This is a genomic window from Sphaerotilus hippei (assembly GCF_003201595.1).
GTDB lineage: Bacteria > Pseudomonadota > Gammaproteobacteria > Burkholderiales > Burkholderiaceae_C > Sphaerotilus > Sphaerotilus hippei.
The window spans coordinates 16,804-42,153 of record NZ_QJJS01000010.1; the positions used below are offsets into that span (position 1 = coordinate 16,804).

Annotated in this window: 21 protein-coding genes and 1 pseudogene; 7 read left to right on the top strand and 15 right to left on the bottom strand. The window is 69.5% G+C overall.

Annotated features, from left to right (window positions below):
* The first annotated feature begins 12 nt into the window (after nucleotides 1-12).
* Nucleotides 13-1,047 (top strand): Gfo/Idh/MocA family oxidoreductase, encoded by a 1,035-nt coding sequence (locus tag C7444_RS11695; protein ID WP_110401045.1) that lies wholly within the window; start codon nucleotides 13-15, stop codon nucleotides 1,045-1,047.
* A 41-nt stretch (nucleotides 1,048-1,088) separates the two neighbouring features.
* On the opposite strand, the gene C7444_RS20000 is transcribed toward C7444_RS11695, so the two are convergent.
* Both C7444_RS20000 and C7444_RS11700 read right to left on the bottom strand, forming a co-directional pair.
* Nucleotides 1,089-1,310: a hypothetical protein gene (locus C7444_RS20000; protein ID WP_146219387.1), complete on the bottom strand. Its 222-nt coding sequence runs from the start codon at nucleotides 1,308-1,310 to the stop codon at nucleotides 1,089-1,091.
* A 133-nt stretch (nucleotides 1,311-1,443) separates the two neighbouring features.
* Nucleotides 1,444-2,706 (bottom strand): putative Na+/H+ antiporter, encoded by a 1,263-nt coding sequence (locus C7444_RS11700; RefSeq protein ID WP_110401046.1) that lies wholly within the window; start codon nucleotides 2,704-2,706, stop codon nucleotides 1,444-1,446.
* Nucleotides 2,707-2,879: 173 nt separating this feature from the next.
* Between C7444_RS11700 and C7444_RS11705 the strand changes: the two genes are divergently transcribed.
* Nucleotides 2,880-3,401: a MarR family winged helix-turn-helix transcriptional regulator gene (locus C7444_RS11705; protein WP_110401047.1), complete on the top strand. Its 522-nt coding sequence runs from the start codon at nucleotides 2,880-2,882 to the stop codon at nucleotides 3,399-3,401.
* Between the two features lie 103 nt (nucleotides 3,402-3,504).
* Entirely contained in the window at nucleotides 3,505-4,170 is a 666-nt protein-coding gene (locus tag C7444_RS11710; RefSeq protein WP_245909529.1) for a chloride channel protein, read from the top strand.
* Between the two features lie 101 nt (nucleotides 4,171-4,271).
* On the opposite strand, the gene C7444_RS20630 is transcribed toward C7444_RS11710, so the two are convergent.
* Nucleotides 4,272-7,106, bottom strand: coding sequence for a response regulator (locus C7444_RS20630; protein ID WP_245909530.1), 2,835 nt, complete (start codon nucleotides 7,104-7,106; stop codon nucleotides 4,272-4,274).
* 311 nt (nucleotides 7,107-7,417) lie between these two features.
* Here C7444_RS20630 and C7444_RS11725 point away from each other — a divergent pair, with 311 nt between their 5' ends.
* On the top strand, nucleotides 7,418-8,893 hold the full coding sequence (locus tag C7444_RS11725) for a methyl-accepting chemotaxis protein (protein ID WP_110401048.1): 1,476 nt from the start codon (nucleotides 7,418-7,420) through the stop codon (nucleotides 8,891-8,893).
* Nucleotides 8,894-9,056: 163 nt separating this feature from the next.
* On the opposite strand, the gene C7444_RS11730 is transcribed toward C7444_RS11725, so the two are convergent.
* Together C7444_RS11730 and C7444_RS11735 are read right to left on the bottom strand one after the other, a co-directional pair.
* Nucleotides 9,057-10,019, bottom strand: a complete 963-nt coding sequence (locus tag C7444_RS11730; protein ID WP_110401049.1) for a Bug family tripartite tricarboxylate transporter substrate binding protein — start codon at nucleotides 10,017-10,019, stop codon at nucleotides 9,057-9,059.
* Between the two features lie 70 nt (nucleotides 10,020-10,089).
* Nucleotides 10,090-11,238 (bottom strand): L-talarate/galactarate dehydratase, encoded by a 1,149-nt coding sequence (locus C7444_RS11735; protein WP_110401050.1) that lies wholly within the window; start codon nucleotides 11,236-11,238, stop codon nucleotides 10,090-10,092.
* 189 nt (nucleotides 11,239-11,427) lie between these two features.
* On the opposite strand from C7444_RS11735, the gene C7444_RS11740 reads away from it, so the two are divergent.
* Nucleotides 11,428-12,441 carry a LacI family DNA-binding transcriptional regulator gene (locus tag C7444_RS11740; protein WP_110401051.1) on the top strand — a complete coding sequence of 338 codons (1,014 nt, stop codon included), beginning with the start codon at nucleotides 11,428-11,430 and terminating at the stop codon, nucleotides 12,439-12,441.
* A 267-nt stretch (nucleotides 12,442-12,708) separates the two neighbouring features.
* Here the strand turns inward: C7444_RS11740 and C7444_RS11745 are convergent, their stop codons facing one another.
* The 3 genes from C7444_RS11745 to C7444_RS11755 all read right to left on the bottom strand — a co-directional run bounded on the left by C7444_RS11745 (nucleotide 12,709) and on the right by C7444_RS11755 (nucleotide 15,748).
* Entirely contained in the window at nucleotides 12,709-13,650 is a 942-nt protein-coding gene (locus C7444_RS11745; RefSeq protein WP_110401052.1) for a 2-hydroxyacid dehydrogenase, read from the bottom strand.
* A gap of 107 nt (nucleotides 13,651-13,757) precedes the next feature.
* On the bottom strand, nucleotides 13,758-14,732 hold the full coding sequence (locus C7444_RS11750; RefSeq protein ID WP_110401053.1) for a tripartite tricarboxylate transporter substrate binding protein: 975 nt from the start codon (nucleotides 14,730-14,732) through the stop codon (nucleotides 13,758-13,760).
* A gap of 32 nt (nucleotides 14,733-14,764) precedes the next feature.
* On the bottom strand, nucleotides 14,765-15,748 hold the full coding sequence (locus C7444_RS11755; RefSeq protein ID WP_110401054.1) for a Bug family tripartite tricarboxylate transporter substrate binding protein: 984 nt from the start codon (nucleotides 15,746-15,748) through the stop codon (nucleotides 14,765-14,767).
* 149 nt (nucleotides 15,749-15,897) lie between these two features.
* Between C7444_RS11755 and C7444_RS11760 the strand changes: the two genes are divergently transcribed.
* The gene (locus C7444_RS11760) at nucleotides 15,898-16,812 is read left to right on the top strand and encodes a LysR family transcriptional regulator (RefSeq protein WP_110401055.1); all 915 of its coding nucleotides are present in this window, start codon (nucleotides 15,898-15,900) and stop codon (nucleotides 16,810-16,812) included.
* 115 nt (nucleotides 16,813-16,927) lie between these two features.
* Here C7444_RS11760 and C7444_RS11765 read toward each other — a convergent pair whose 3' ends face one another.
* From C7444_RS11765 to C7444_RS11775, 3 genes are all read right to left on the bottom strand, one after another.
* Nucleotides 16,928-18,037 (bottom strand): NADH:flavin oxidoreductase/NADH oxidase, encoded by a 1,110-nt coding sequence (locus tag C7444_RS11765; RefSeq protein WP_110401165.1) that lies wholly within the window; start codon nucleotides 18,035-18,037, stop codon nucleotides 16,928-16,930.
* Between the two features lie 62 nt (nucleotides 18,038-18,099).
* Complete coding sequence (locus tag C7444_RS11770) at nucleotides 18,100-18,957, bottom strand: NAD(P)-dependent oxidoreductase (protein WP_110401056.1); 858 nt, start codon at nucleotides 18,955-18,957, stop codon at nucleotides 18,100-18,102.
* Nucleotides 18,958-18,970: 13 nt separating this feature from the next.
* Nucleotides 18,971-19,504, bottom strand: a complete 534-nt coding sequence (locus C7444_RS11775; RefSeq protein ID WP_445683276.1) for an SRPBCC family protein — start codon at nucleotides 19,502-19,504, stop codon at nucleotides 18,971-18,973.
* Nucleotides 19,505-19,627: 123 nt separating this feature from the next.
* Between C7444_RS11775 and C7444_RS11780 the strand changes: the two genes are divergently transcribed.
* Nucleotides 19,628-20,560, top strand: a complete 933-nt coding sequence (locus C7444_RS11780; RefSeq protein ID WP_110401167.1) for a LysR family transcriptional regulator — start codon at nucleotides 19,628-19,630, stop codon at nucleotides 20,558-20,560.
* Nucleotides 20,561-20,639: 79 nt separating this feature from the next.
* Here the strand turns inward: C7444_RS11780 and C7444_RS11785 are convergent, their stop codons facing one another.
* From C7444_RS11785 to C7444_RS11800, 4 genes and pseudogenes are all read right to left on the bottom strand, one after another.
* The gene (locus tag C7444_RS11785) at nucleotides 20,640-21,437 is read right to left on the bottom strand and encodes a (R)-mandelonitrile lyase (RefSeq protein ID WP_110401057.1); all 798 of its coding nucleotides are present in this window, start codon (nucleotides 21,435-21,437) and stop codon (nucleotides 20,640-20,642) included.
* 108 nt (nucleotides 21,438-21,545) lie between these two features.
* A pseudogene (locus C7444_RS11790) lies at nucleotides 21,546-22,250 on the bottom strand (MDR/zinc-dependent alcohol dehydrogenase-like family protein).
* An 18-nt stretch (nucleotides 22,251-22,268) separates the two neighbouring features.
* On the bottom strand, nucleotides 22,269-23,687 hold the full coding sequence (locus C7444_RS11795; RefSeq protein WP_110401168.1) for an MFS transporter: 1,419 nt from the start codon (nucleotides 23,685-23,687) through the stop codon (nucleotides 22,269-22,271).
* A gap of 428 nt (nucleotides 23,688-24,115) precedes the next feature.
* The gene (locus tag C7444_RS11800) at nucleotides 24,116-25,336 is read right to left on the bottom strand and encodes an aldo/keto reductase (RefSeq protein WP_245909531.1); all 1,221 of its coding nucleotides are present in this window, start codon (nucleotides 25,334-25,336) and stop codon (nucleotides 24,116-24,118) included.
* Between the last annotated feature and the right edge of the window lie 14 nt (nucleotides 25,337-25,350).

Genomic DNA, 25,350 nt, shown 5'->3' on the forward strand with positions numbered 1-25,350 from the left:
AGAGGTACCGCCATGACTTTGAACGAACATCCTCTGAACGTCGGCATTGCGGGATTGGGGCGGCTGGGTCGCCGCCACGCCGCCTGCCTCGCACGACAGATTCCCGACGCCCGCCTGATGGCGGCTTGCAACCGGAGTGCCGGCGCGCTGGACTGGGCACGCCAGTCCCTGGGTGTCGAACGCCTGCACACCGACTTCCATGCGCTGCTCGCCGATCCCGAGATCGATGCCGTGGTGCTGGCCACGCCCTCGTCCGACCACCCTGCACAGGTCCGTGCGGCGCTGGAGGCCGGCAAGCATGTGTTTGTTGAAAAGCCGCTGTCGCTGGACCCCGAGGTGTGTGACGACTTGGCCGCGCTGGCGCGGATGCATCCTGCACAGGTCTGCATGGTCGGTTTCGAGCGACGTTTCGATCCCGATCTCGTGGAGGCGCACCAAGCCATCGTCGCGGGCCGGCTGGGTCGGCCATTTTTCGTGCGATCGCAAACCTGTGACCGCCATGACCCGGACGGCTTTTTCGTTCGGTTTGCCCCCACCTCGGGTGGCATCTTCCTGGACTGCAGCGTGCACGACATCGATCTGGCGCGCTGGATGCTCGGCAACCCACGGGCCACACGGGTCTTTGCCAGCGGCACGATCGCCATGCACCCGGAGCTGGCTGCGTGTGACGACGTCGACAATGGCATGGCCATCATCGAGTTCGAAGGTGGGGCGAGGGCCATGCTGTACGCCAGCCGCACGATGCCGCACGGACATGAGACCACGCTGGAGGTCATCGGCACGGCCGGCACGGTTCAGGTGGGGTACGGTGCTCGCAGTGGCAGCACGACCTTCCGATCCGCGCAGGGCGTCGTGCATCCAGTCCTGCCGGACTTCCATGCACGCTTCGAGAAGGCCTTCCAGCAGGAACTGGCGACGTTCGTGGCGGCCTGTCGGGGGACGGCCGTGCTGCCGATGACTCTGGATGATGCTGCTGAGGCCACGCGCATCGCCATGGCGCTGAAAAGGTCGCTGGCGACGGGACAGTCGGAGCCGGTGAGGCGCTGAGTTGAGCGCCGCAGGGCGCTTCCATCAAACACGTGCGTGGCTCAGCGCTTCACTCCGAGCTGCTGTTCTACGGGCCCTCGCCAAGTGGGCTGCGGTCCGTGGTGCGCATCGGATCGTTCGACATGGCCGTGGGCAATCTGCTGGACAGCAATCTCTTCGTTGTACTCATCCTCGCCATCGACGATCTGGCCCATCACGTCGGACCCCTTTGCGCCCATCTTTCGCCGCTGCACATGGTGTCCACACTCACGGCTCAGTGCCATGAGCGGGATCGTCATCGTCGCCGTGATCTACCGGCGACCGGGGAGCCTTGGCATGTCGCCAGCGGACCCAGCCCGCTGTTGCTGTACGGGTTCCATGTTCTGCTCCAGTACCGGCACGGAGGGTGACGACCCATCAGAGCAACTGGAAGGCGACCACCGCGGCCATCGTCGGGGGCAGGGCGGCGATCAGCAGGCCCAATGGATGGATCGCTCCATCGTCGAACTGCCCACGCAGGATGGCCACCCCGGCCGGGTTGGGCGCATTGGCGATCACGGTCAGTCCACCGCCGGTCACGGCACCGGCCACCAGCGCCACCTGGAAGTCCTGGCTCAGGCCTTCAACCAGAGAGCCCAGATAGGTAAGTGCCGCGTTGTCGGTGATTGCCGTCAGCGCGGTGGCGCCAAAGAACACCGTGGTGGCATCCATCCCCATGAGTACCGGCTGCAGCCACCACTGCTGCATGCCCCCCAGGACCACCAGTCCGGCCAGGAAAAAAGCCACCAGGAGGGCTTCGCGCAGGATCAGCGCGTCCTGGTGGCGCTGGTAGGCGGTGGAAAATCCGAGAAAGAAGAGGAAGAGCCCCATGAACACGGCGGGGTGGTGGGCGAACACGACCACCAGTGCCATGAAGGCCAGATGAGCCACGATGATCGAGGAAGGAACTTCTGGCGTGTCGCTGTCGGCGACTCGCTCGCCCATGTGCGAGAGCTCTTTCCGGAAAAGCAGCATCGCGCCGCCGGCATTGAAGGCGACTGCCAGCGCGGCTTTCCAGCCGAAGTTCGCGACCATGAACCAGATGTCCCAGTTCCATTTTGCCGCCACCATCAGCACCGGCGGTGCGGCAAATGGCGTGAGCGTGCCGCCGATCGAGATGTTGACGAACAGCACGCCCAGTGTCGCGTACTTGAGCGGGTTCGAGACCGGTCTGGAAAACAGCGAGTCCCGCAGCATCAGCGCTGCCAGCGTCATGGCTGCAGGTTCGGTGATGAACGAGCCCAGCAGCGGCACCAGTGCCAGCAGCAAGAAATACATCGCCATGCTCCGCGGCAGCGGTACGAAGCGTGCCACGGTGCGAACCAGCGACGCGGCGAACTGCAGGATGGCCCGTGTGCCTGCGATGACCATGATCACGAAGACGAACATCGGCTCCGTGAAATTGCGCGAGTCCAGGTAGCCCGTCGCCTCGGCCTTGCCGCCAAGTCCGAACATGAACAGCATCAGCACCATGGCCCAGAAACCGAAGACGACTTCCACCTCGCCCAGCAGATGCCAGATGCCGGCATGGCGTGGCTGCGCATGGGCCAGATGCTCGAAGTACTTCGTCGAGAACGTGTGGACCAGTGCCAGCGCGAACAGCCCGGCGCCGATGATCTGAAGTGTCGTGGGTTGCGTCATGGGGAGTTGTGGTCAGACATCGAGGCAACATAATGCATTGATGCAAATGTAATACACTGCAAAGCGTCTGAATCGTCCGGTCGTCATGGCCGACCGTCAGGATGAGCGATGTTTCAGGATCCCCGCGGGGATCCTTTTTTTGTCCGACCGCAGGGCCTCCGTATCATCGCGGGATGTCCGAGAAGCGCTCATCCACAGCCCGACTGACGGCTTCTGCCGAGTCCGATCCGATCCACGTGGATTCGGCCGTCCGGGTGCTGCGGCATTTCCGTGTGGTCTTCAACGCGGTCAAGACCCATTTCCAGCAGGTGGAAAGGCAGGCGGGCATCGGCGGGGCCCAGTTGTGGGCCTTGAGCGTGGTGCAGGCGCAACCCGGCCTCGGCGTGAACGATCTGGCCCGCGCGATGGACATCCACCAGACCACGGCCAGCAATCTCGTGCGCGCCCTGGTCGGTTCAGGGCGTTTGGTGACGAGTCGCAACCCGACGGATCGGCGAGCGGTGCACCTGGTGCTGACGGCCCTGGGCGAGCAGTGCCTGAAGGAGGCTCCTGGTCCGTTCGCGGGCGTGTTGCCTGAAGCGCTGGCGGGCCTGGACCACGACACGCTGCTTCGTCTGGACCATGACCTGCAACTGCTGATCCGGGTGCTGAAGGCCGATGAGCAGGGCGCTCAGACGCCTCTGGCATCGATGTGAATCGATTTCCTGCGGGTGGCACTGTCATGAACTGTATTTGTTCAAATACAATAGAGACTTGTCGGCAACAGGGTGTCGGCCCGTCCATCAGGAGTTGTTGCGCATGCCGATCACCGCCAGGATCCTCCTTGCAGGACGTGAGGCGGTGCTGGGTCGCTGCCTGCTGATCCGGTCGGCCCTGCGACGCGGCATGCGGACCGTGCATGCCGTCGAGCCCGAGTTCTGGCAGCGCCTGGACGCCGAACTGCGAGCCGGGCGGCAGTGGCTGGACCGTGCCATCGTGCTGACCTACGCGGTGGTCACCGGGTTGGTGGTCGTGGGCTTCACGCTGCTGGCGGAAGCGGCCAGCCATGGGTTTGAGCAGTTGCATCAGGCCGGACCGCTCGGGCCTTGGTTGACCTTGTTCTGGACACCCGCACTGACCGTTGCGGTGCTCTGGTGGACACGCCGCCTGGCACCTGGCGCCATGGGGTCGGGCATTCCGCAGGTGATGCGGGCCCTGGCGGACGACGCGTCGACGCCGTCGTGGCTCGTGTCCCTGCGTCTGGCGGTGCACAAGATCGGACTGGTCAGCGGGGGGCTGCTGGCCGGGCTGTCCATCGGGCGTGAAGGTCCGACCGTTCAGGTCGGCGCCGGAGTCATGGTCCATGCGCAGCGCTGGTTGTCGCCGCAATCGGGGCTGGACGCGCACCGTAAGCTCACCCTGCAAGTCGACAGATTGAATCTGACTGGCAGCTTTGGGGCGACGAGATCAATTTCGCGGATGTGACTTCTAGGTGAGACAGCACCAGGTCGTTGGGTGAAATCGTTGTTCTGGGCGACGAGGTCGTGGGGTGCCGCGCAGGACAGGCCGCATGGCCGCCAGCGCAGTCAGCCGACGTCGGCGAGGCTGCGGTCCAGCCAGTGCAGCAGCATGCGGTAGAGGGCGGCGGGATCCACCGGCTTGCTGATGAAGTCGTCCATGCCGGCGGCCTGACATCGGGCCCGGTCCTCGGCAAAGGCGTTGGCGGTCATCGCGATCACCGGCAGCGCGGCGGCAGGCCAGTGCTGGCGGATGGCGCGGCAGGCCTCCAGGCCGTCGAGCCGGGGCATCTGCATGTCCATCAGCACCAGGCGGTAGCCGCCCTTCAGCGCCATGGCCACCGCCGCTTCACCGTCGCCGGCCAGGTCGACCACCAGGCCCGCGTCCTCCAGAATGGATTGGGCCACCTCGGCGTTGATCGGGTTGTCCTCGGCCAGCAGCACCCGGGCGCCGGCGTGGCGGTGGCGCAGCGCGTCCTCGGCATCGTCGACGGCGCCTGCCACCGGCGCAGCGTGCCTGGTCGGCGCCCGCTGCAGCCAGGCGGTGAACCAGAACGTGCTGCCGCCATCGGGCCGGCTGATGGCGCCAGCCTCGCCGCCCATCAGCGTGGCCAGCTTGCGGGTGATGGCCAGGCCGAGGCCGGAGCCGCCGGCGCGCCGCGTGCTGGAACGGTCGGCCTGCTCGAAGGCCTCGAACAGCCGCGGCAGCGCCTCGGGGTCGATGCCGATGCCGGTGTCCTCGACCTCGAAGCGCAGCAGCGCGCTGTGCGCGTCCTGGGCCAGCAGTCGGGCGCGCAGGGTCACGCTGCCCTGGTCGGTGAACTTGATGGCATTGTTGGTGTAGTTCAGCAAGGCCTGCTGCAGTCGGGTCAGATCGCCCATCAGGTCGCCAGGCATGGGGTCCACCTCGCTGAGCAGACGCAGCTGTCGGGCCTCGCCACGCTCGCTGACCATCGACAGCACGTTGGCCACGATGGACTCCACCCGCAGCGGCACCGTCTCCAGGGTCGTCTTGCCGGCCTCGATCTTGGACAGGTCGAGCACGGCGTTGAGCACCTCCAGCAGGTGCCTGGCGGCCACTTCCAGCTTGGTCAGGCGGTCGGCTTGCCGCGGGCTGAGATCCTCGTGCCGGATCAGGTGCGCCATGCCGATCACCGCGTTCAGCGGTGTGCGGATCTCGTGGCTCATGTTGGCCAGGAAGGCGGACTTGGCCAGGCTGGCGGATTCGGCGCGCTCGCGGGCGTCGGCCAGTTGGCTGGTGCGGCGAGCCACCGCGTCCTCCAGTTGCTGTCGGTGTGCGACCAGCGCCTGCTGGGCCTGCTGCCGGGCGGATTCGCGGTCGAAGTTGTCCAGCGCGAAGCTGATGTTGGCCGCCAGGTCGATCAGCAGCATCTGCGTCTGCGGGTCGAAGGCCAGCGGCTCGCCGGCGCAGATGGTCAGTGTGCCCACCACCGATCCGGCCCTGCGCACCGGCAATGCCGCCAGCGCCTTCAGGTCGGCCTGGGGTGCCAGGGCCCGCCAGGCCCGGGTCAGCGGATCGCTCTGGAACTGCTGGCACCACACCGGCTCGCCGCTGCGCAGGGCCTGGATGTCGGGGGCCATGGTGTCCGGTGCGGCCGCCTGGCCGGCCTGTTGAAGGCGCAGCGGCAGGTCATCCGGTGTGCCGGCCTGGGCCTGCCGCTGCAGGCGGGCGTGCGCATCGGCCAGGCTCACCCAGGCCAGGCGCATGCCGGCGGCGTCGATGATGGCCTGGCACACCGCGTTGAATAGCGCCGTCTGGCTGTCGCAGCGCGCCACCGCGGCATTGCACAGCGACAGGCAGCGGTACAGGCCGGCCTGCCGTTCCACCCGGGTCCGGGCCGCGACGGCATCGGTCACGTCCAGCGCCACACCGTCCCAGAAGGTCGAGCCGTCGGCGCGGCGCTGCGGGTGCGAGCGCACGTCCAGCCAGCGCACCTGGCCATCGGGCAGGTCGAAGCGCAGGGTGCTGTGGAAATCGGTGAGGGTGGCGGCACTGCGGGCCTCGTCCTCGAGGTAGCGTCGCAGCGCCTGCGGCGCCAGCATCGCGAACAGCGGTTGCGCGTCGCCCATCACGTCGGCCGGCGCCAGGCCGCAGGTGCGGGTGATGCCGCTGCTGACATGGTCGAAACGGCGACGCCCGTCGGCCAGCGCGTAGCGGTAGATGAAGCCGGCCGGCAGGTTGTCGCCCATCAGCCGCAGCTGCTGCTCGCGCTCCTCGAGGTCGGCGGCGTTGGTGCGGTAGTCCCATTCGATGCGCTGCGAGTTGATGCTGACCAGCGTCAGCGTCACCAGCTGCACCGACAGGATCTGCGCCAGCGCGTAGGCGCTGCCGAAGCCCTTGAGGCTCTCGAAGGCCGTGCTGACGTCGGTCAGCTCCAGGGCGGCGCGCACCAGCGTGATCAGCGCGAACAGCAGCAGCCACAGCGCCAGCAGCCGGTCGTTGGAGCCGAAGTGCGGCGGACGCCGGCGCAGCGTGACCGCCACGATGGCCCCGCTGAGCGCCGCTGAGAACAGGCAGTAGCAGACGATGCGGCCGGCGAGCTGCCCGGCGTCCAGGCTCAGGTAGCCGAAGGGCAGCAGGAACAGCAGCGCGATCCCGGCTTCCAGGCCCGACCCGACCCGCCACCCGCGGAACACCAGCATGCCGCGAAGCAGCAGCAGGTGGCCGCCCATCAGCACGGCGTTGCGGCCCATGCGGGTGGCCCACGATGGCGGCAGCACGCCCGGCACCAGCAGCGCCGCACCAAGCGCCAGGCAGGCGATGCCTGCCGTCCAGAAGCCAAAGCCCGGGTAAGTCTTGCGGGTGAGCAGCACCACGCCCATCACCACGGCCGCTGCCGACGACAGCAGCGCGTTGGTGATCAATAGCGTGGAGGCATCCATGGTCGCGACGGTGTTCCTGAGTCCGGCCTCATCCTAGCGATGTTACGGGGCGCCGTCGTGGTGTTCAGCGCAGTATCTCAGAGGCTGGGCACGGGCTCATCGAGCAGGCCGGCGTGAGTCGCCCCGCGTCTCGATGAGGCTCCACCCCCTGAAGGGGTGTGAGCCATGAACAAGTCGAGCGAGTTCTCGACTGAAGTCCGCGAGCGCGCCGTGCACCTCAAGTCGACCCATCCGGCGCCGATACTGCCTGACACACCGCGCGCATCCTGCGCCCGGAGGCTTCACCACGTCAGGTTCAGGAAGTCGGAAACATGAAACTGCAGCGCAAGTTCGCCTGGGGGCTGGTCAGTCTGGCGGTCGTCGCCGTCACGGTCCTGCTTGGAGTGCGCATGCTGGGCAAGGCGGCGCGCTTCCATTACCTGGAGCGCGAGCACCTGATGCTGGTCAGCCAGGTCGAGGCCAGGCTCGACCGCGTGCTGGAGCAGGGGGCCCATGCCGGCGCCGTCCAGCGCGCGGACCTGATCGGGCTGCTGGAGAAGGCCCTGGCGATCGCCAACAGCGTCGACAGCGAACTGATGAAGCCCGAGCAGTGGCTGTTCCGCGGGCTGGGCTTCGGCCGCGTGCTGGACCTGCCCGGCGAAGACGGCGTGCAGGTGCAGCGCATGATCGACATCCTGCGCGCGGACAGCGCGCCGCAGCTGAGCCAGGCCACGGCCGAGCAGCTCAAGCCGCTGATGGCGCGGGTGTGGGATCTTTCAGGCCAGTTCGGCCCGCTGGTCCAGCAGGCCAGCCAGTTCATCCAGTGGCTGGTGCTGGCGCTGGACAGCCTGGCCATTGCCGCGCTGGTGAGCATCCTGCTGATGGTGCGGCGCGCCACCTTGCCGCCGCTGCAGGCGGCCATCCAGGAGGCCGAGCGCATCGCCGCGGGCGACCTGGCCGGGCCGTCGCTGCCGGACACCGGTGACGAGGTGGGGCAGCTGAACGCCGCCATCGCGCGCATGAAGGCCAACCTGGCGCAGGTGGTGGGCGAGGTGCGGCAGAACTCCCACGGGGTGGCCAGCAGCCTGGCCGAGGTGTCCAGCGGCTCGAACGACCTGTCCTCGCGCACCGAGCAGCAGGCCGCGACCCTGCAGCAGACCGTGGCCAGCGTCGGCGAGATCAGCCGTTCCGCCCAGCAGATCGGCACGCAGATGCGCGAGGCCGACAGCCAGGCCGGTCAGGCCCGCACCGAGGCGGCCGCCGGTGGCGAGGCCGTCGCCCAGGTCGTGGCGCAGATGGACCGGGTGCTGCAGGCCTCGCGCCGCATCGCCGACATCAACGGCGTGATCAACGGCATCTCCTTCCAGACCAACATCCTGGCCTTGAACGCCGCGGTCGAGGCGGCCCGGGCGGGCGAGCAGGGCCGGGGCTTCGCGGTGGTGGCGGGCGAGGTGCGCAGCCTGGCCACCCGCAGCGCCGAGGCGGCACGCGAGATCGCCTCGCTGATCAGCGACACGGTGAATCAGGTGGAGCAGGGCGTCAGCCAGGTCCATCAGGCCGGCACCACCATCGGAGAAGTCGTGCACAGCGTGCAGCGGGTCTCGCAGCTGGTGGCCGAGGTCACCCGGGAGCTGTCGGGCCAGTCCGGCACGCTAGACCAGATCGACCAGGCCATGCAGATGCTGGACGCGGGCATGCAGCAGAACGCCGCCATGGCCGAGCAGAGCGCCTCGGCCGCCGAGTCGGTCCGGGCGCAGTCCGACCAGCTGCTCCATTCGGTGGACCGGTTCACCTTGCCGGCCCGCTGAGCGCCGGTCCAGATTCGACCGACCGTTTCGAGACGGCGAACCCAGGGCCGCAGCGGTCCGCTCAGGGGGGCGATGTCGAGCTCATGACCCCGCGTGCCAGCCGCTCAGCCCGATGGGACTGAAGGGCTGGTGTCGGTGTTGCCCTGGCCACGTCGAGTCGCCTTCAGTCGGCCGTGATCTTTCCGACTTCGATCACCTTCTTCCAGCGGGCGAACTCGCCCGCCTGGAAAGCGGTGAACTGTTCCGGCGAGTTGCCGACGATCTCGAATCCGAGTTCCAGCAGCTTGGGCTTGACGGCCGGGTCGTTGAGGCTGGCGACGATCGCTTCGTGCAGCCTGGTCTTGATGTCGACCGGCAGGCCCTTGGGTGCGGCGACCGCCTGCCAGGAGTAGACCGTCACGCCCTTGAGGCCGAGTTCGTCCATCGTCGGCACCTCCGGCAGCAGGGGCGAGCGTTTGGCGCTGGTGATCGCGAGCGCCCGCAGCTTGCCCGCCTTGATGTTCGGCAGCCCGGTGTTGATGTTCATGAAGGTGGCGTCGACCTGGCCGCCCAGCAGGTCCGACATGGCCGGAGCGCCACCCTTGTACGGGATGTGCAGGCCGGTGGTCTTGCTCTCCTGCCAGAACAGCTCGGCGGTGAGGTGGTCGCTCGTGCCGTTGCCGGCGGAGGCGAAGCTCATCTTGCCCGGGTTGGCCTTCTGGTAGGCCAGCACGTCGGCCAGCGACTTGTGCGGCGAGCTGGCTGGCACGGCCAGCACGTTCGGCGCCTGCACCGCGATCGAGATGTAGTCGAAGTCCTTCAGCGGGTCGTAGCCGGTGTTCCTGATCAGATGGGGCCCGATCACGAATGGGCCCAGCGACGACACGAAGATCGTGTGCCCGTCCGCCGGGGCGCGCTTGGCGGCAGCGGCGCCGACCGTGCCTCCAGCCCCTGCCTTGTTCTCCACGATGAAGGTGCCGCCCAGGCGTTCCTGCAGCTTGGTGCCGAGGGTGCGCGCAATCATGTCGGTCGAACCGCCCGGCGGGAACGGCACCAGCAGCGTCACCGGCTTGGCCGGCCAGGTGTCTGCGTGGGCCGCGGTCGCGGCGACGAGCCCGAAGGCCAGTTGGGTCAGGAACTTCTTCATCGGATGTCTCCAGTGGCTTGCGGTATGTGCCGCATTGATGGTTTGCAGGGAACTCGCAGGGCAGGGCTGGCTAGGCGGGACTGGTGATCTCAATCTGCTCGCGCGTCCAGATACGCGCCTGGTCGCTCAGACTGACGCCCAGGCCAGGCCGGGTCGGCACCAGCATGCGACCGCCCTGAATCTCGAGACGCTCGTTGAACAGCGGTTCCAGCCAGTCGAAGTGTTCGACCCACGGCTCGGTCGGGTACGCCGCGCCGAGGTGAACGTGCAACTCCATCGCGAAGTGCGGGCCGAGCATCAGACCGGCGTGCTCGGCCTGAGCGGCGATCTTCAGAAACGGCGTGATGCCGCCGACACGCGGGGCATCCGGCATCAGGTAGTCGCAGGCGCGGTGGCGGATCAGGTCGCCATGCTCGGCTGCGCTGGTCAGCATCTCGCCGGTGGCGATCGGCGTGTCGAACTGGGCCGCCAGCGCGGCGTGGCCTTCGTGGTCGTAGGCGTCGAGCGGTTCCTCGATCCAGACGAGGTTGAACTGCTCGAAGATGCGGCACATGCGTTGTGCGGTCGGACGGTCCCATTGCTGGTTCGCATCGACCATGATGGGCACGGCGTCGCCGAGGTGCTTGCGCACCGCCTCGACGCGCTGGATGTCCAGCGCCATGTCGGGCTGGCCGACCTTCAGCTTGATGCCGCCGATGCCGCGCTCGATGGACGCCGCGGCATTCACGAGCAGTTGTTCGAGCGGCGTGTGCAGGAAGCCGCCCGAGGTGTTGTAGCAGCGCACCGAGTCGCGGTAGGACCCCAGCAGCTTGGCCAGCGAGAGCCCGGCGCGCTTGGCCTTCAGGTCGTACAGCGCGACGTCGAACGCGCCGATGGCCTGCGTCGACAGGCCGCTGCGCCCGACCGACGCACCGGCCCAGCAGAGCTTGGTCCACAGCTTGCCGATGTCGCTGGGGTCTTCGCCGATCAATGCCGGCGCGATTTCCCTGGCGTGCGCGAACTGGCCCGGGCCGCCGGCGCGTTTCGAGTAGCTGAAGCCCAGGCCCTCGTGGCCGCTGGCGGTCCGGACCTCGGCGAACAGCATCGCGATCTCGGTCATCGGCTTCTGCCGGCCGGTCAGCACCTTGGCGTCGCTGATCGGCGTGGCCAGCGGCAGGTAGCACGAGGAGACACGGACCGAGGTGATGCGGTCGACTTCGTTCGACGGTGAGTTGTTCATGCGCGATCCATTCGAAATGGTAACGTTGTCATCCAAGGGTGATGAATTTCGAGTTTTTCTTTAAACCAGGAGAAACATTGAATTTGATGCAATGGTAACGTTGTCAATTTGGCGAGTCAACGGCAATCCGGCCGGCACGTCCGAGAGACTGATAATCGGACGGAGTCATTGCGCCCTCTCATCCACTCCATGCCGCCGCTGCCGAAGCCCACGAAGTCCGTCACACTGCACGACGTTGCCCGCGAGGCTGGCGTCTCACTGATCACCGCGTCGCGTGCGCTGAGCAATCCGGGCGTGGTCTCGGACAAGACCATCGCGCGGGTTCAACAAGCCGTTGAGGTCACGGGCTACATCCCGAACCTGTTGGCCGGCGGGCTCAAGTCCAGGCGCAGCATGACCGTGGCCGCCTTGGTGCCGGCCATCTCGGTCGCACAGTTCCTGCCGACCGTTCAGGCACTGACCGAGTCGCTCGACGCGGCCGGCTACCAACTGATCCTTGGCCAGGGCGGTTACGACCATTCCCGCGAGGAGGCGCTGCTCAACACGCTGATCAGCCGGCGTCCGGACGGCATCGTCATGACCGGACTGGTGCATTCACCTGCTGCGCGGGAGCGGCTGCGGCACTTGCGCATCCCGGTCGTCGAGACCTGGGATCTGAGCGACCGTCCGGTGGACATGATGGTGGGCTTCTCGCATCTGAAGGTTGGCAGCGCGGTCGCAGGGTACTTTCTCAGCAAGGGCTGGAAGCGCTTGGGCATCGCCACCGGCGATGATCATCGTGCGTCGATCCGGCGAGAAGGCTTCGTTTCCACCGTCGGGCACGAGGTGCCGACGGCCGTGGTGCCGGCTCCCAGCAACATGGCGCGAGGGCGCCAGGCGCTGGCCGAACTGCTGGCGAAGGATCCGGCACTGGAGGCCGTGTATTGCAGTTCCGACCAACTGGCGCAGGGCGTCCTGGCAGAGGCTCAAGCACGCGGGCTGCGCATCCCCGCTGATCTGGCCGTATGTGGCTTCGGCGATGCCGATTTCGCCGCACACATGGAGCCTGCACTGACCAGCGTGCATGTCGATGGCGCGGCCATCGGTCGGCTGGCGGCGCAACTGCTGATGCAGCGCTGCCAGGGCCATGAAGTGGTTCAGCGCGTGGTGGACGTCGGGTTTCGCATCATCGAACGGCGCTCGACCCTTGCTGGCGCAGGCTGAGGTGCACGCCACTCTCGAAGCCCCGCCCGTGGCCTCCGGCACCGCCCGGCGCCGGTGGTCGCTACAGGCAGGGCAAGGGCATCCGGTCTCCACAGCACCGGCGCCGTGACCCGCCCTGTCGATGTCGTTCACGACGTCGTGAGCCGTGCTGAAGGGGGTCCGGACTCGCGTCCATCGCCCGCATGCGCGTGAGGCTCGCGATCAGAAGCTGATGGTTCGCTCGCCTCGCCTTCATCCAGGCGAGCGAGCGTCCGTTTCCGGGTGGGCTCACGGTCGGGCTGCACGCGGGCTGCTCAGCCCGAAATGACGGGCCAGCGAGTCGACGACGTGCTCCGCCATGGTTCGCCTGGCCTCCTCGGTGGCCGAGCCGATGTGTGGCGTCAGCACCAGCCGCCGGTCATTCATCAGGGCCGCGGGCACCTCGGGCTCGTGCTCGAAGACGTCGAGCGCCGCGCCCGCGATCCGGTCGGCAGCCAGGGCCGCGATCAGGGCCTGCTCGTCCACGACGGGGCCGCGCGCGATGTTGACGAGGAAACCCTGAGGCCCCAGCGCGTCGAGCACGCGGGCGTCCACCAGGTGGTGCGTGGCGGGCGACAGCGGACACGTCAGGATCAGCAGGTCGCTGTCCGCGGCCAGGGCGACCACGTCGTCGTGGTAGGGCAGGTCGACGGGCTTGCGCGTCGGGCCGAAGTACGCCACGCGCGAACCGAAGGCGGCCAGCCGGCGCGCGATCGTCATGCCGATGGTGCCCAGGCCCACGATGCCCACGCGCATGCGCGAGATCGAGCGGCCCAGCCGGTACTGACCGCGCTGGGGCCACTGCCCCGAGCGGACGAAGGCATCGGCGTTGATGAAATCACGCGTGAGCGCCAGCGCGAGCCCGATCGCGGTGTTGGCGACATCCTCGGCCAGCACGTGCGAGGTGTTCTCCAGCACGATGCCACGCGCCTTGACGGCTGGCACGTCCACGTTGTCGAGGCCGGCGCTGTAGCTGGAGATGATCTCCAGATCGGGCAGCGCGCCGAGCAGCCGGGCATCGACCCTCGTCTTGCGCAGCGCCATGCCGCGGATGGCGCTGCCCTGTCGCGCCAGCAACGAGGCCGCGTCGTCGGCATCCTCGGGCAGCTCGAGGACGGTGAACAGCGACCGCAGTTCGGCGCGGGTCCAGTCGGGCAGGTCGGCGGCCAGCAGCAGGGTGGGCTTGGTCATGGTGAAACGATCTTGCGGTGGATGAAGGCGCGGGGAAAGCGGGTCGTGATCATGGCCACCGGTCTTGCCCCGCCGGGTTCAAGGGACTCGATCCGAAAGACGGTTGTTCACTCGGGCTGGATGCCTGCACGCTGGGCGACCTCGGCCCAGCGCTGCATCTCGGTCTGGATGAAGGCGCCGAACTGCGCTGGCGTGCCGCCCGCGGGCTCGATGCCGGCGGCCATCAGCTTCTCGCGCACCTCGGGTGCCGCCAGGGCCTTGTTGACCTCGGCGTTGAGCCTGGCCACCACGTCCCTGGGCGTGCCTGCCGGCGCCAGCAGGCCGCCCCAGGTGCTCGTGTCATAACCCTTGACTCCCGCCTCGGCCAGGGTCGGCACCTCGGGGAACACGCTGGATCGCCTGGTCGTGGTCACGGCCAGCGCGCGCAGCTTGTTGCCCTTGACCTGTGGTGCCACGGCCGCCACGGTGTCGAACATCAGCGCGGTGCGCCCGGCGATCAGATCCGGGTGCGCGGCGGTGCTGCCCTTGTAGGGCACGTGCGTGATGTCCACGCCGGCCATCGTCCGGAACAGCTCGGCCGACATGTGCGGCGCTCCGCCGTTGCCGCTGGAGGCGTAGCTCAGCTGGCCCGGGTTGGCTTTCAGGTGGCCCACCAGCTCCGTGACGTTCTTCGCCGGCAGCTCCTTGTGGACCACCAGCATCAGCGGCACCACGTGCGTCTGCACCACCGGCTCGAATCCCTTGACCGTGTCGAAGGGCAGCTTCCTGTACATGCTGGGATTGATCGCATGGCTGCTGGCCACCAGCGCCAGCGTGTGGCCATCGGGTGCGGCCTTGGCCACGAAGTCCGAGCCCAGCATGCCGGCGGCGCCGCCCTTGTTCTCGATGGCCACCGGCTGGCCCCAGGCCGCGGCCAGCCGGGTGCCGATGAGCCGGGCCGCGATGTCGATGGCCCCGCCCGGCGAGGCCGGCACGACGATGGTGATGGGCTTGCTGGGATAGGTCGACTGGGCCTGTGCGCCGGCGGCCAGGGCGAGCGCGCCCATGGCTGCCACGCCACGCAGCGTGGTGCTGATCTTCATGGAAAGACTCCTCAAAAAATCTGAAAAGGGACTCACTCGACCGTGATCCCGCGGTCCTGGATGATCTGGGCGTAGCGCTTGCGGTCGTCTTCGATGAGCCGGGCGAAGCTGGCGGGCGTGCCGGCCGCGGGGATGGCGCCCAGGTCGGAGAACTTGCGCTTCACCTCGTCCTGCGCCATCACGGCGCGCACGTCGGTGGCCACCTTGTCCGTGACCTCCGGCGGCGTGCCCGCGGGGGCGAGCAGCCCGATCCAGGAGATGCTGTTGAAGCCCGGCACGCCGGCCTCCGACAGCGTCGGCACGTCGGGCAGCGCGGGCACGCGCTTGTCGCTGGTGACGGCCAGCGCGCGCAGCTTGCCGGCCTTGAGGTGAGCGCTGGCCTCGAACACCGTCATGAAGGAGAGCTGCACATGGCCGGCGATGAGGTCCGACACCGCCGGGCCGCCGCCGCGGTAGGGCACGTGCACGATGAAGCTGCCGGTGCTGTCCTTGAACATCTCGGCCGCCAGGTGCGGCCCGCCGCCGGCGCCGGAGCTGCTGTAGCTGAGCTGCCCGGGCCGGGCCTTGGCATGGGCGATGAACGCCTGGACGGTCTTCGCGGGCACTTGCGGGTTGACCATCATCGCCAGCGGCAGCTCGGCCACCAGCGTGATCGGCGCGAAGGCCTTGCTGGCGTCGTAGGGCAGCTTCTTGTAGAGCACCGGGTTGATGGACTGGGTGCCGACGTTGCCCATGAGCAGCGTGTACCCGTCGGGCCTGGCCTTGGCCACCAGGTCCGCGCCGATCTGGCCCGCGGCGCCGCCCTTGTTCTCGATCACCACGGTCTGGCCCCAGCGGCGGGTCAGCTGCTCGGCCAGCAGGCGTGCGCCGGTGTCGGTGCCGCCGCCGGGCGGGAACGGCACCACGATCGTCACCGGCTTGCCGGGCCAGGGAGCGGACTGCGCCAGGGCCGGGGCGGTGGCCAGCATGGACGCCATGGCGGCGACGAAGGGGAAGGCGAGGGGGATCCGGGGCATGTCTGTCTCCTGTGGCGAACGCTGTCCTGCGGTCTGGTGAGGGTGTCGCCTGCAGGCGGCCCCTGGTGTTTGAGAGGCAGTGTAGAAATACAATCGATAAAGGTCTAAGGCTAAATTTGGATCAATCAATACGAACATTGGATCGATGAATGGACCTGTTCCAGTTGCGCTGTTTCGTGGCCGTGTGCGAGGAGCTGCACTTCGGCAAGGCCGCCGTGCGGCTGCACATGACGCAGCCGCCGCTGAGCCGCCAGATCCAGCTTCTGGAGGCATCGGTTGGCGCGCTGCTGCTGGAGCGGACCAGCCGCAGCGTGGCCTTGACCGCCGCCGGGGCCGTGCTCCACCAGGACGCACTGAAGCTGCTGAAGCTCGCCGACGCCGCGGTGGTCAACGCGCGGCTGACGGCCCGTGGCGATGCGGGCCGGGTCACCGTGGGCTACACGGCGGTGTCGGGATACGTGCTGATTCCGGGTCTGCTGCTGCGGGCGCAGCAGGCCCTGCCCGGCATCGAGATCGTCCTGGAAGAGATGGTCTCGTCGCAGCAGCTGCACGCGCTGGCCGACAAGGCGCTGGACCTGGCCTTCGTGCGGCCCCTGTCGTCTGACGCGGATCTGCTCTATCACTGCGTGCTGCGCGAGCCGATGCAACTGGCGCTGCCGGCCGCGCATCCGCTGGCGGGCAAGCGCCGCATCACCCTGGCCGACCTCGCCGGGCAGCCGCTGATCATGTACTCCCGCAAGGAGGGCCAGTACTTCCACGACAAGATCAAGAGCCTGTTCGCCGCCACCGGCGTGCAGCCGCGCTACGTCCACCACATGGGTCAGACGCACGCCATCGTGGCGCTGGTGCAGGCCGGCATCGGCATCGCCATCGTGCCGGCCTCGGCCAGGCACCTGCACTTCGAGCAGGTCGAGTTCCGCGACCTGTGGCGCCGGGACATCGTGGCGGAGACCTACCTGGCCTGGCGCCGCGCCGAGCGCAATCCGGCGCAGCAGCGTCTGCGCGAGTTCATCCTGGAGACGATGGGCACGGACAGCGCCGCGGGGGCCGAGCCCGCAAGCTGATGGCGAACCCCATGGCGGCGCCTGCCGGTCTGCGTGGTGTCCTGCCCGGCGACGCGGTCTCCACCGGTGACCTGCGTCGACGAGGGGACCGACCTGAGCGGTCGGCCCTGTGCCGTCATCGAACCTGGTAGCGCTCCAGCCAATGAGCGTAGGGTGCGGGCAGCACCCAGGTCGGCCGCGCCAAGCCCAGGCGCTGGGCGGCCACCAGCGGCCAGTGCGGGTTGGCCAGGAAGGCGCGGCCCACCATCACCAGGTCCATCTGCTGCTCGGCGATGACGCGCTCGGCGTCGTGCACGTCGTCGATGCCCCAGGACGAGGCCACCGGCAGCCCGCACTCGCGCCGCACCCGTTCGGCGATCGGCGCCAGGAAGGCCGGCGCCCAGGGGATGCGCGCCTCGGGCGTCGAGAAGCCCATGCTGACGTTGAGCAGGTCCAGGCCGTCGGCCTTCCAGGCGCGGCTCAGGTCGATGGCTTCGGCGAGCGTCTGCTCGTCGCGGCCGTCGAACTCCAGCACGCCGAAGCGCGCGGTCAGCGCCAGGCGCTCGGGCCAGACCGCGCGCACCGCCGAGAAGGTCTCGCGCAGGAAGCGGCTGCGGCCGGTGGCGTCACCGCCGTAGGCGTCCTGGCGCTGGTTGGCATGCACCGAGAAGAAGCTCTGCGCCAGGTAGCCGTGGGCGAAGTGCAGCTCCAGCCACTCGAAGCCGGCAGCCAGCGCACGCTGCGCGGTGGCGACGAAGGCCGTGCGCACGCGCTCGATGTCGGCCAGCGTCATCTCGCGCGGCACGCGCGGCAGGCCGCCGCCGTAGGCCACGGCCGAGGGCGAGAGGGTGTCCCAGCCACGCGGGTCGCCCGCCGGGATGTGGTCATCGCCTTCCCAGGGCCGATGGGCGCTGGCCTTGCGCCCGGCGTGGCCGATCTGGAGGCCCGGCACCGCGCCGGCGGCCTTGATGGCCGCGGCCACGCGGGCCAGGCCCTCGATCTGCGCGTCGTCCCACAGGCCCAGGCAGGCCGGGGTGATGCGGCCCTCGGGCGAGACCGCGGTGGCCTCGACGATGACCAGGCCGGCGCCGCCGCGGGCCATGCCGGCGTAGTGCGCCACATGCCAGTCGTTGACCCGGCCGTCGGTGGCCGAGTACTGGCACATGGGCGGCACGGCGATGCGGTTGCGCAGCGTCAGGCTCTTGAGATGGAAGGGGCGGAACAGGGCGGGTTGTGGCTGGATCATGGGCATCAAGGGATTCAGGACAGGGCGCATGGGGATGCGCCGGACATCTGGCAGGGCGGGCCTCAGCTGTAGAGCTGCGCTACCGCGCTCATGTTCTGCGCCCCGAGCCCCTGCCGGGTGGCACGTTCGAACACGGCCTGGGCGGCGGCCACCACCGGCTGCTCAGCCGGCCCGCCCAGTTGCAGCGCGTAGCTGAAGTCCTTGGCGATCAGCTCGACCGGGAACTGCGGCCGGAAGTCGCCGGCCAGCATCGAGGCGGCCAGGCGGTGCGCCACCGGGCTCCACACCGCGGTGCTGGCCGCGGCGCCCAGCAGGCGCGAGACATCCGTTCCCTGGCGCTTGAGCACGGCCATCCACTCGGCCAGCAAGCTGACCTGCACGCCCAGCAAGCTGTTGATGAGCAGCTTGGTCAGTGCCCCTTGTCCGACCGGGCCGAGCAGCGGCGCCGCACTGCCGAGCGCCGCCAGCACCGGCGCCGCGCGTGCCAGGTCGGCTGCCTCGCCGCCGGGCAGAAAGACCAGCTGGCCGGCCTCCACTGCTGGCAGCGAGCCCGAAACCGGCGCCTCCAGCAGGCGATGTCCCCGCGCTGCCAGCGCATCCGCCAGCGAGCGCGCACCGTCCAGGCTGAGGGTGGAACATTCGATGGCCAGGGCCGTCGTCGCCAGCGCGGCGGCAGCGCCATCGACCTCGTCCAGCCAGACGTGGCGTGCGGCCTCGTCGTCGCGCACCATCGAGAACACGAACTCGGCGCCGTCGGCCGCCGACCGTGGCGTGGCCGCGGCCTGCGCCCCGGCCGCCACCAGCGGCGCGCAGGCCGCGGGGCTGCGGTTCCACACCGTCACGGCATGGTCGGCGTTCAGCAGGCGCAGGGCCATGCGCGAGCCCATCGCGCCCAGGCCGAGAAAGGCTATGCGTGCCATCGTCCGCCCCGCCTCAGGCTGCGCCGGCCTGTTGGCGGCGGCGGGCCTCGGCCACGATGCCGTCCAGCCAGTCCTGGTGGCCGTTGATCATGGGGTTGGGCTTGGCCTGCGCCAGTGCGGCCGCCGGGGCGCCGCGCTGGGTTTCCTGGGTGAGGATGCGCACGCGGCCACCGGCCAGGTCTTCCACCAGCCAGGCGTGGTGCACGTCCAGCCGGTCCGCGGCGCCGGGCTCGCCGGCCCAGCCGTGCCAGGCCACGCGGCCGGGCTGGCCGGCGGCAGGTGCGACGAATTCCTTGCACTGCGACTCGACCGGGAAGCCGAAGGTCTCGAAGTAGAAGCGGTCACCGTCGGCCAGCACCGGGCCGCGACCGTCGTGGAAGCGCGGGTTGGCCGAGTTGGCGTAGTAGCTCGGCCACAGCGCGGGCGTGGCCAGCAGCGGCCAGACCTCGGCGGCACTCAGGCCGGCGACGATGACCTCGTTGGAGCAGTAGTTGTCGGTCGTGCCCGGGACAAAGCCGGCGGGCCACAGGATGGCGTTCTGTTGCATGGGAATAGGGTCTCTCAATCGTTCACCCGGATGGCTGGGGACAGCGCGTCGGCCACCGGTGCATGGATGATGGAGAGCCCTCTTCCATAAAGCCAATCACGCTTTCAGATGAAAATCATCAGCATGGCTGATATCAGAACCCTGGACCTCAACCTGCTGAAGGCCTTCGACGCGCTGATGGACGAGCGCAGCGTCACCCGCGCGGCCGCGCGCCTGGCGCTGACGCAGCCGGCCGTCAGCGGCATGCTCACCCGGCTGCGCGAGGCCTTTGACGACCCGCTGTTCGTGCGCAGCGCGCGCGGCGTGGTGCCCACCGCGCGGGCCGAGGCGCTGGCCCCGGCGGTGCGCCAGGTGCTGCTGGAGGTGGCGGCGATGCTGCAGCCGCTGAGCTTCGACCCGGCGACTGCCGCGCTGACCATGACGGTGGCCGCCACCGACTACGCGCTGCGCGCGGTGGTGTTGCCCTGGCTGACCGCGCTGCGCGCCCGGGCCCCGGGCGTGCGGGTGGCGGTGCAGCCGGTGGACGACAGCCGCGTGGCCGCCCAGCTCGAGCGCGGTGAGGTGGACCTGGCGCTGACCACGCCGCAGGCCGCGCCGCCTGACGTGCATGCGCGCCATCTGTTTGATGAGCGCTATGTCTGCGTCACCCGCAGCGGCCATCCGGCGCTGGCCGCTGGCGCGCTGACGCTGGACGCCTTCTGCGCCCTCGACCATGCGCTGGTGTCCTACGGCGGCTCACCGTTTGAGGGCGCCACCGACCGCGCCCTGGCCACGCTGGGCCGCCAGCGCCGGGTGGTGGCGTCGGTGGGCAGCTTCCTGATGCTGCCCGAGCTGCTGCGCCGCACCGACCTGATCGCCGTCGCCCCGGCGCGGCTGATCGAGCGCGAAAGCGGCCTGGCCACCTGCGAGCCGCCGCTGGCGGTGCCCGGCTTCACCAAGCTGGCGGTGTGGCATGAGCGCCGCCACCGCGACGCGGGGCAGCGCTGGGCGCGCGAGCTGCTGTTCGAGGCTTGCGTGCCGGCCTCGGCATCCGGGTCACGGTCCGGGGCGCCGTGAACACGACGAGCCGGCCGTAGGTCTCGCGCCGCATCGATGCCTGCAGTGACTCCCCGGGTCGATCGCTGCTGGCCCGGGTTCAGGGCGGGATGGCCTTGAACACCTCACGCGCCACGCCCACGGCGGTGACGCCGCTGGGCCAGCCGGCATAGAAGGCCAGCTGGGTGATGGCCTCGATCAGCTCGGCGTCGGTCACGCCGTTGCGCCGGGCCAGCGCCAGGTGGCTGCGCAGCTGGTCGGGGCGGTTCATCGCCACCAGCGCGCTGACGGTGATCAGGCTGCGGTCGCGTTGCGAGAGCCCGGGGCGCGACCAGACCTGGCCGAACAGCACCTCGTCGGTCAGCTGGCCGAGCGCCGGGGCGATGTCGGCCATCAGCCTCTGGCCCCCGCCTGGCGTGGTCGGCCCCGGCTGGGACACGGGGGCCGGCGCCACCGCGTACTGGCTGTCGCTGACCTGCTCCATCCACTCGGCGGTCCGGCCTTCCTGGGCCTCGGTGATGGCGATGTGGGTCATGGCCGTGTCGGCCGCGGCTCCGTGCCAGTGCTTGACGTGGGCGGGGATGTGCACCACGTCGCCGACGTGCATCACCTCCACCGGAGCGCCCCAGCGCTGCACCCGGCCGGTGCCGGCGGTGACCACCAGGGTCTGGCCCAGCGGGTGGCGGTGCCAGGCGGTGCGGGCGCCAGGCGAGAAGCGCACCGTGCCGGCCGAGGCTCGCTCGGCGCCCACCGGCGTGTGCAGCATCTCGACCTGGACGGTGCCGGTGAAATGCTGCGCGGGCGCCGCGTTGACGCTGCGGGTGCCCGCGCGGGTGAGGGTGAGCTCGGGCTCGACGGCCGACAGCACGAAGGCGGCGGCGGTGATCCATGATTTCATGAGGAACTCCTGGGCTGGAGCGGCGTGAGCCGGGGTGGGGATGGGTTCAGCGGGCCGGCGCCGCGCCCCGCGCGATCACGCCGTCGCTCGGGTCGCCCGCCTGGCTGCTCATGCCTGAACCTCCTGCTGGAGCGAGGCCATGTCGATGACGAGGCGGTACTTCACGTCGGCCTTCAGCAGGCGTTCGCAGGCCTCGTTGATGTCCTGGATGCGGATGATTTCCACGTCCGAGGTGATGCCGTGCTGGCTGCAGAAGTCCGGCATCTGCTGCGTCTGGGCGATGCCGCCGATCAGCGAGCCCCCCACCGACTGGCGGTTGAGCACCAGCGGGGCCGAGTTCAGCGCCGGCTCCAGCGGACCCAGGTAGCCCACCATCACCAGCGTGCCGCCATGGGCCAGCGTGGGCACGTAGGGGTTCACGTCGTGACCTCGGCGCCAGGGCCCACGTTCCAGTGGCGCAGGGGCGACCAGGTGGTGATGCCGGCGCACAGCAGCGGCGCGGCGCCGGCCGGATCCAGGTCGTCGGGCACCTTCAGCACGAAGTCCTGCGAGACCACGATCTGCTCGGAACAACCCCCCCTGGGTGCGACTGCCGTCCACGCGATCGGTGCCGTTGTAGGTGTCGGTGCGGCCGTTCTCGCAGTACTGCTGCTGCGCATGGCCCCGGTCGTTGCGCACGTCGGAGTGGCAGACGCCGCAGTAGAGGATCTCGATGACGACGTCATCGGCGCGCGGGCTGCGGCGCTCGAGCTTGAACAGGCCCAGTCGGCTGGTGGGCGAATGGGCGGCGTAGCTCTTGACGGGAGGGGCCATGGCGGATCTCCGAAGGGGTCAGGATGAAGCGGCGGGCCGGCGGGGCACGATGCAGGCCAGCACCACGAGCAGGCACAGCCCCAGCAGGCCGGCGCTCACCGCCAGGCAGGTGGCCACGCGGTGGGCCAGTTCGGCGCTGGCGCTGGCACCGGGGCGGGCGCTGGCGGCATGGACGACGACCAGCAGCGCCAGGCCCAGCGAGCCACCGAGCTGGTGCGAGGCATTGACCAGGCCCGAGGCGGCGCCCGCGTCGTTCGGTGCCACGCCCGACACGCCGGCGATGGTCAGCGGGCTCAGTGCCAGGCCCTGGCCGATGCCCAGCACCACCATCGGCAGGGCCACGCCGCCGAGGTAGGCGGTGTCGGGCCCGATCCGAGCCAGCCAGGCCATGCCGACGGTGGCCAGTGCCACGCCGGTGGCCAGCACCCGCTCATGGCCCCAGCGACGTGCCAGTGGCGAAACGCCCATGGCCGCGACGAGCTGCACCAAGGTGGCCGGCAGGAAGGCCAGCCCCGCCTGCATCGGCCGCATGCCCAGCACCCCCTGCAGGTACTGCGTCAGGTAGAACCAGAAGCCGATCACCCCCGCCAGGAACAGCAGGCGTGCGGCATAGGCGCCCGAGCGCACCCGGTCGTCGAACAGGCGCAGCGGCAGCAGCGGCTGTGCGGTGCGCGACTCGTGCACGAAGAAGGCGGCCAGCAGCAGGCTCCCCAGGCCGATCGACACGATGCTCGGTGCCGAGTGCCAGCCGGTCTCGGCCGCTGCGACCAGGCCATGGACCAGCAGCACCATGCCCGAGGTGGACAGGGCGGCGCCCGGCAGGTCGAGCCGGCCGGCACGCGGGCGGTCCTGCGGCACGAAGCGCCAGGCGGTCCACAGCAGCGCCAGACCGATGGGCACATTGATGAAGAAACCGGCGCGCCAGGACAGCAGGTCGGCCAGCACGCCACCCAGCACCATGCCGATGCTGGCGCCCACGCCGGCGGTGGCGCCGTACCAGCCCAGCGCCCGGGTGCGCTCGGGGCCTTCGGCGAAGCTCACCGACAGCAGGGCCAGCGTGGCCGGCGCCAGGATGGCCGAGCCCAGCCCCTGCACCGCGCGGGCGACCACCAGCAGGGTCGACGAGACGGCCAGGCCGATGGCCAGCGACGAGGCGACGAACAGCGCCAGGCCCAGGATCAGCATGCGTCGCCGGCCGAACAGGTCCCCGGCCCGTGCACCGGCCATCAGCGCGCCGCCGAAGGCCAGCGTGTAGGCGGTGTGCACCCAGGACAGCATGGCCGGGCTGAAGCCCAGGCTGTCGCGGATCCGCGGCAGGCCGGTGATGACGATCGAGATGTCGAGCACGATCATCAGGTAGCTGGTCAGGACCAGGGCGAGCACCACCTGGCGGTGGCGATCGTCACCGGGTGCCGGGCTGGGGGCGGTGGTGTCCATGGCCTGCACTGTAGGCAGCCGGATGGCAAGCCACTAGTGCAGCATGGCTTGCAGAATAATCAATCTGAAATTGACAATGGTGGAGGCGCACCTGGGCGTGCGCCGGCTGCACCGGACCACCCGCAGCGCCCCCAGATCGCTCGATGACCTGGCCAACCACCGCTGCAGCGTCTTTCGCCACCCGTCCATCGGGCAGGTGGCCAATCTCTCCCCGGCGGGCCCCCCGCGCGCTGATCCCCTCAGGCCGCCAGCCAGTCCCGCAGGTCTTCGGCATGCGCTTGTTCGACACTCGGTGGCCAGGGAACCGTCCAGCCGCTGGGAGGCTCGCGCGTTGAGCCTGGAGCGGCCCCGCGTGCACGACGCCGCCTTGCCTGCCGGCCTGCAGCATCACCGTTCTCACCTGCGATCGCGGGGCCCGTACCGGTGTGTCAGGGCCGAGGCGGTGCCTCGACGCCCGACATCGCCGCCACGGCCGGCGGCAGGCGATCGCCCTGGATGCGGATCGCGGCCACGGCCGCGTTCAGCTGCTGCAGTTCCTGCGTGGTGAACGAGATCGATGCCGCCCCCAGGTTCTCGCTCATGTGGGCCGCGTTTGTGGTGCCGGGAATGGGCACGATCCAGGGCTTCTGCGCCAGCAGCCAGGCCAGCGACAGCTGCGCGGGCGTGGCGTTCTTGCGCTGCGCCCAGGTGCGCACCAGATCGGCGAGCGCCATGTTGGCGGGCAGCACCTCGGACGCGAAGCGCGGCGAGATGGCGCGGAAGTCCATGTCCGGGGCCATCGCGAAGCGCGAGTCCGCCTTCACCCCGCCGGCCAGCAAGCCCATGCCCAGAGGGCTCCAGCAGACGAAGCCGATGCCCAGTTCCTCGCACAAGGGCAGCACCTGGGCCTCGGGACCGCGCCACAGCATCGAGTACTCGTTCTGGATCACGGCCAGCGGCTGCACCGCATGGGCGCGGCGCACGGTCTGCAGGCCGGGCTCGGACATGCCGAAGTGCCGCACCTTGCCCGCGCCGATCAGGTCCTTGACCGTGCCGGCCACGTCCTCGATGGGCACGTTCGGGTCGACCCGGTGCTGGATCAGCACGTCGATGTGGTCGGTGCGCAGGCGCTTGAGTTGTGCATCGACCACCCGGCGGATGTGCTCGGGCCGGCTGTTGCGGCCGCCGGGCAGGCGTTGCCCGGTGACCTGATCGATGTCGAAGCCGAACTTGGTCTCCAGCACCACCTGGTCGCGCAGGCCCTGCAGCGCCTCGCCGACGATGTCCTCCGACAGGAAGGGGCCATAGGCTTCGGCGGTGTCGATCAGCGTGACGCCCTGGTCCACCGCCTGGCGGATCAGGCGGATGGCGGCGGCGCGGTCGAAGCGGCTGCTGTAGGAGTCGACCACCACGCCGGGCGCGGCGCCCGGTCGCCACTGGCAGCCCAGGCCGACCGGAAAGACCTCGAGCGGGCCGAGCCGGCGGCGTCCACCGGCCGTGGATGGTGCCGCGGCTGCGCCGACACTGCTCGTCGCGCTGGCGCAGGCGCTCAACAGCCAGGGCGCCACGCCCAGCGTGGCCGCCGTGGCCAGCAGGTGGCGGCGTGCCAGGACTGCGGGCGGGTGTTCGGGCTGGCGATCGCTCGGGTACGGGGAGTTGTGGGATGTCATTCGGGATTCCTGGA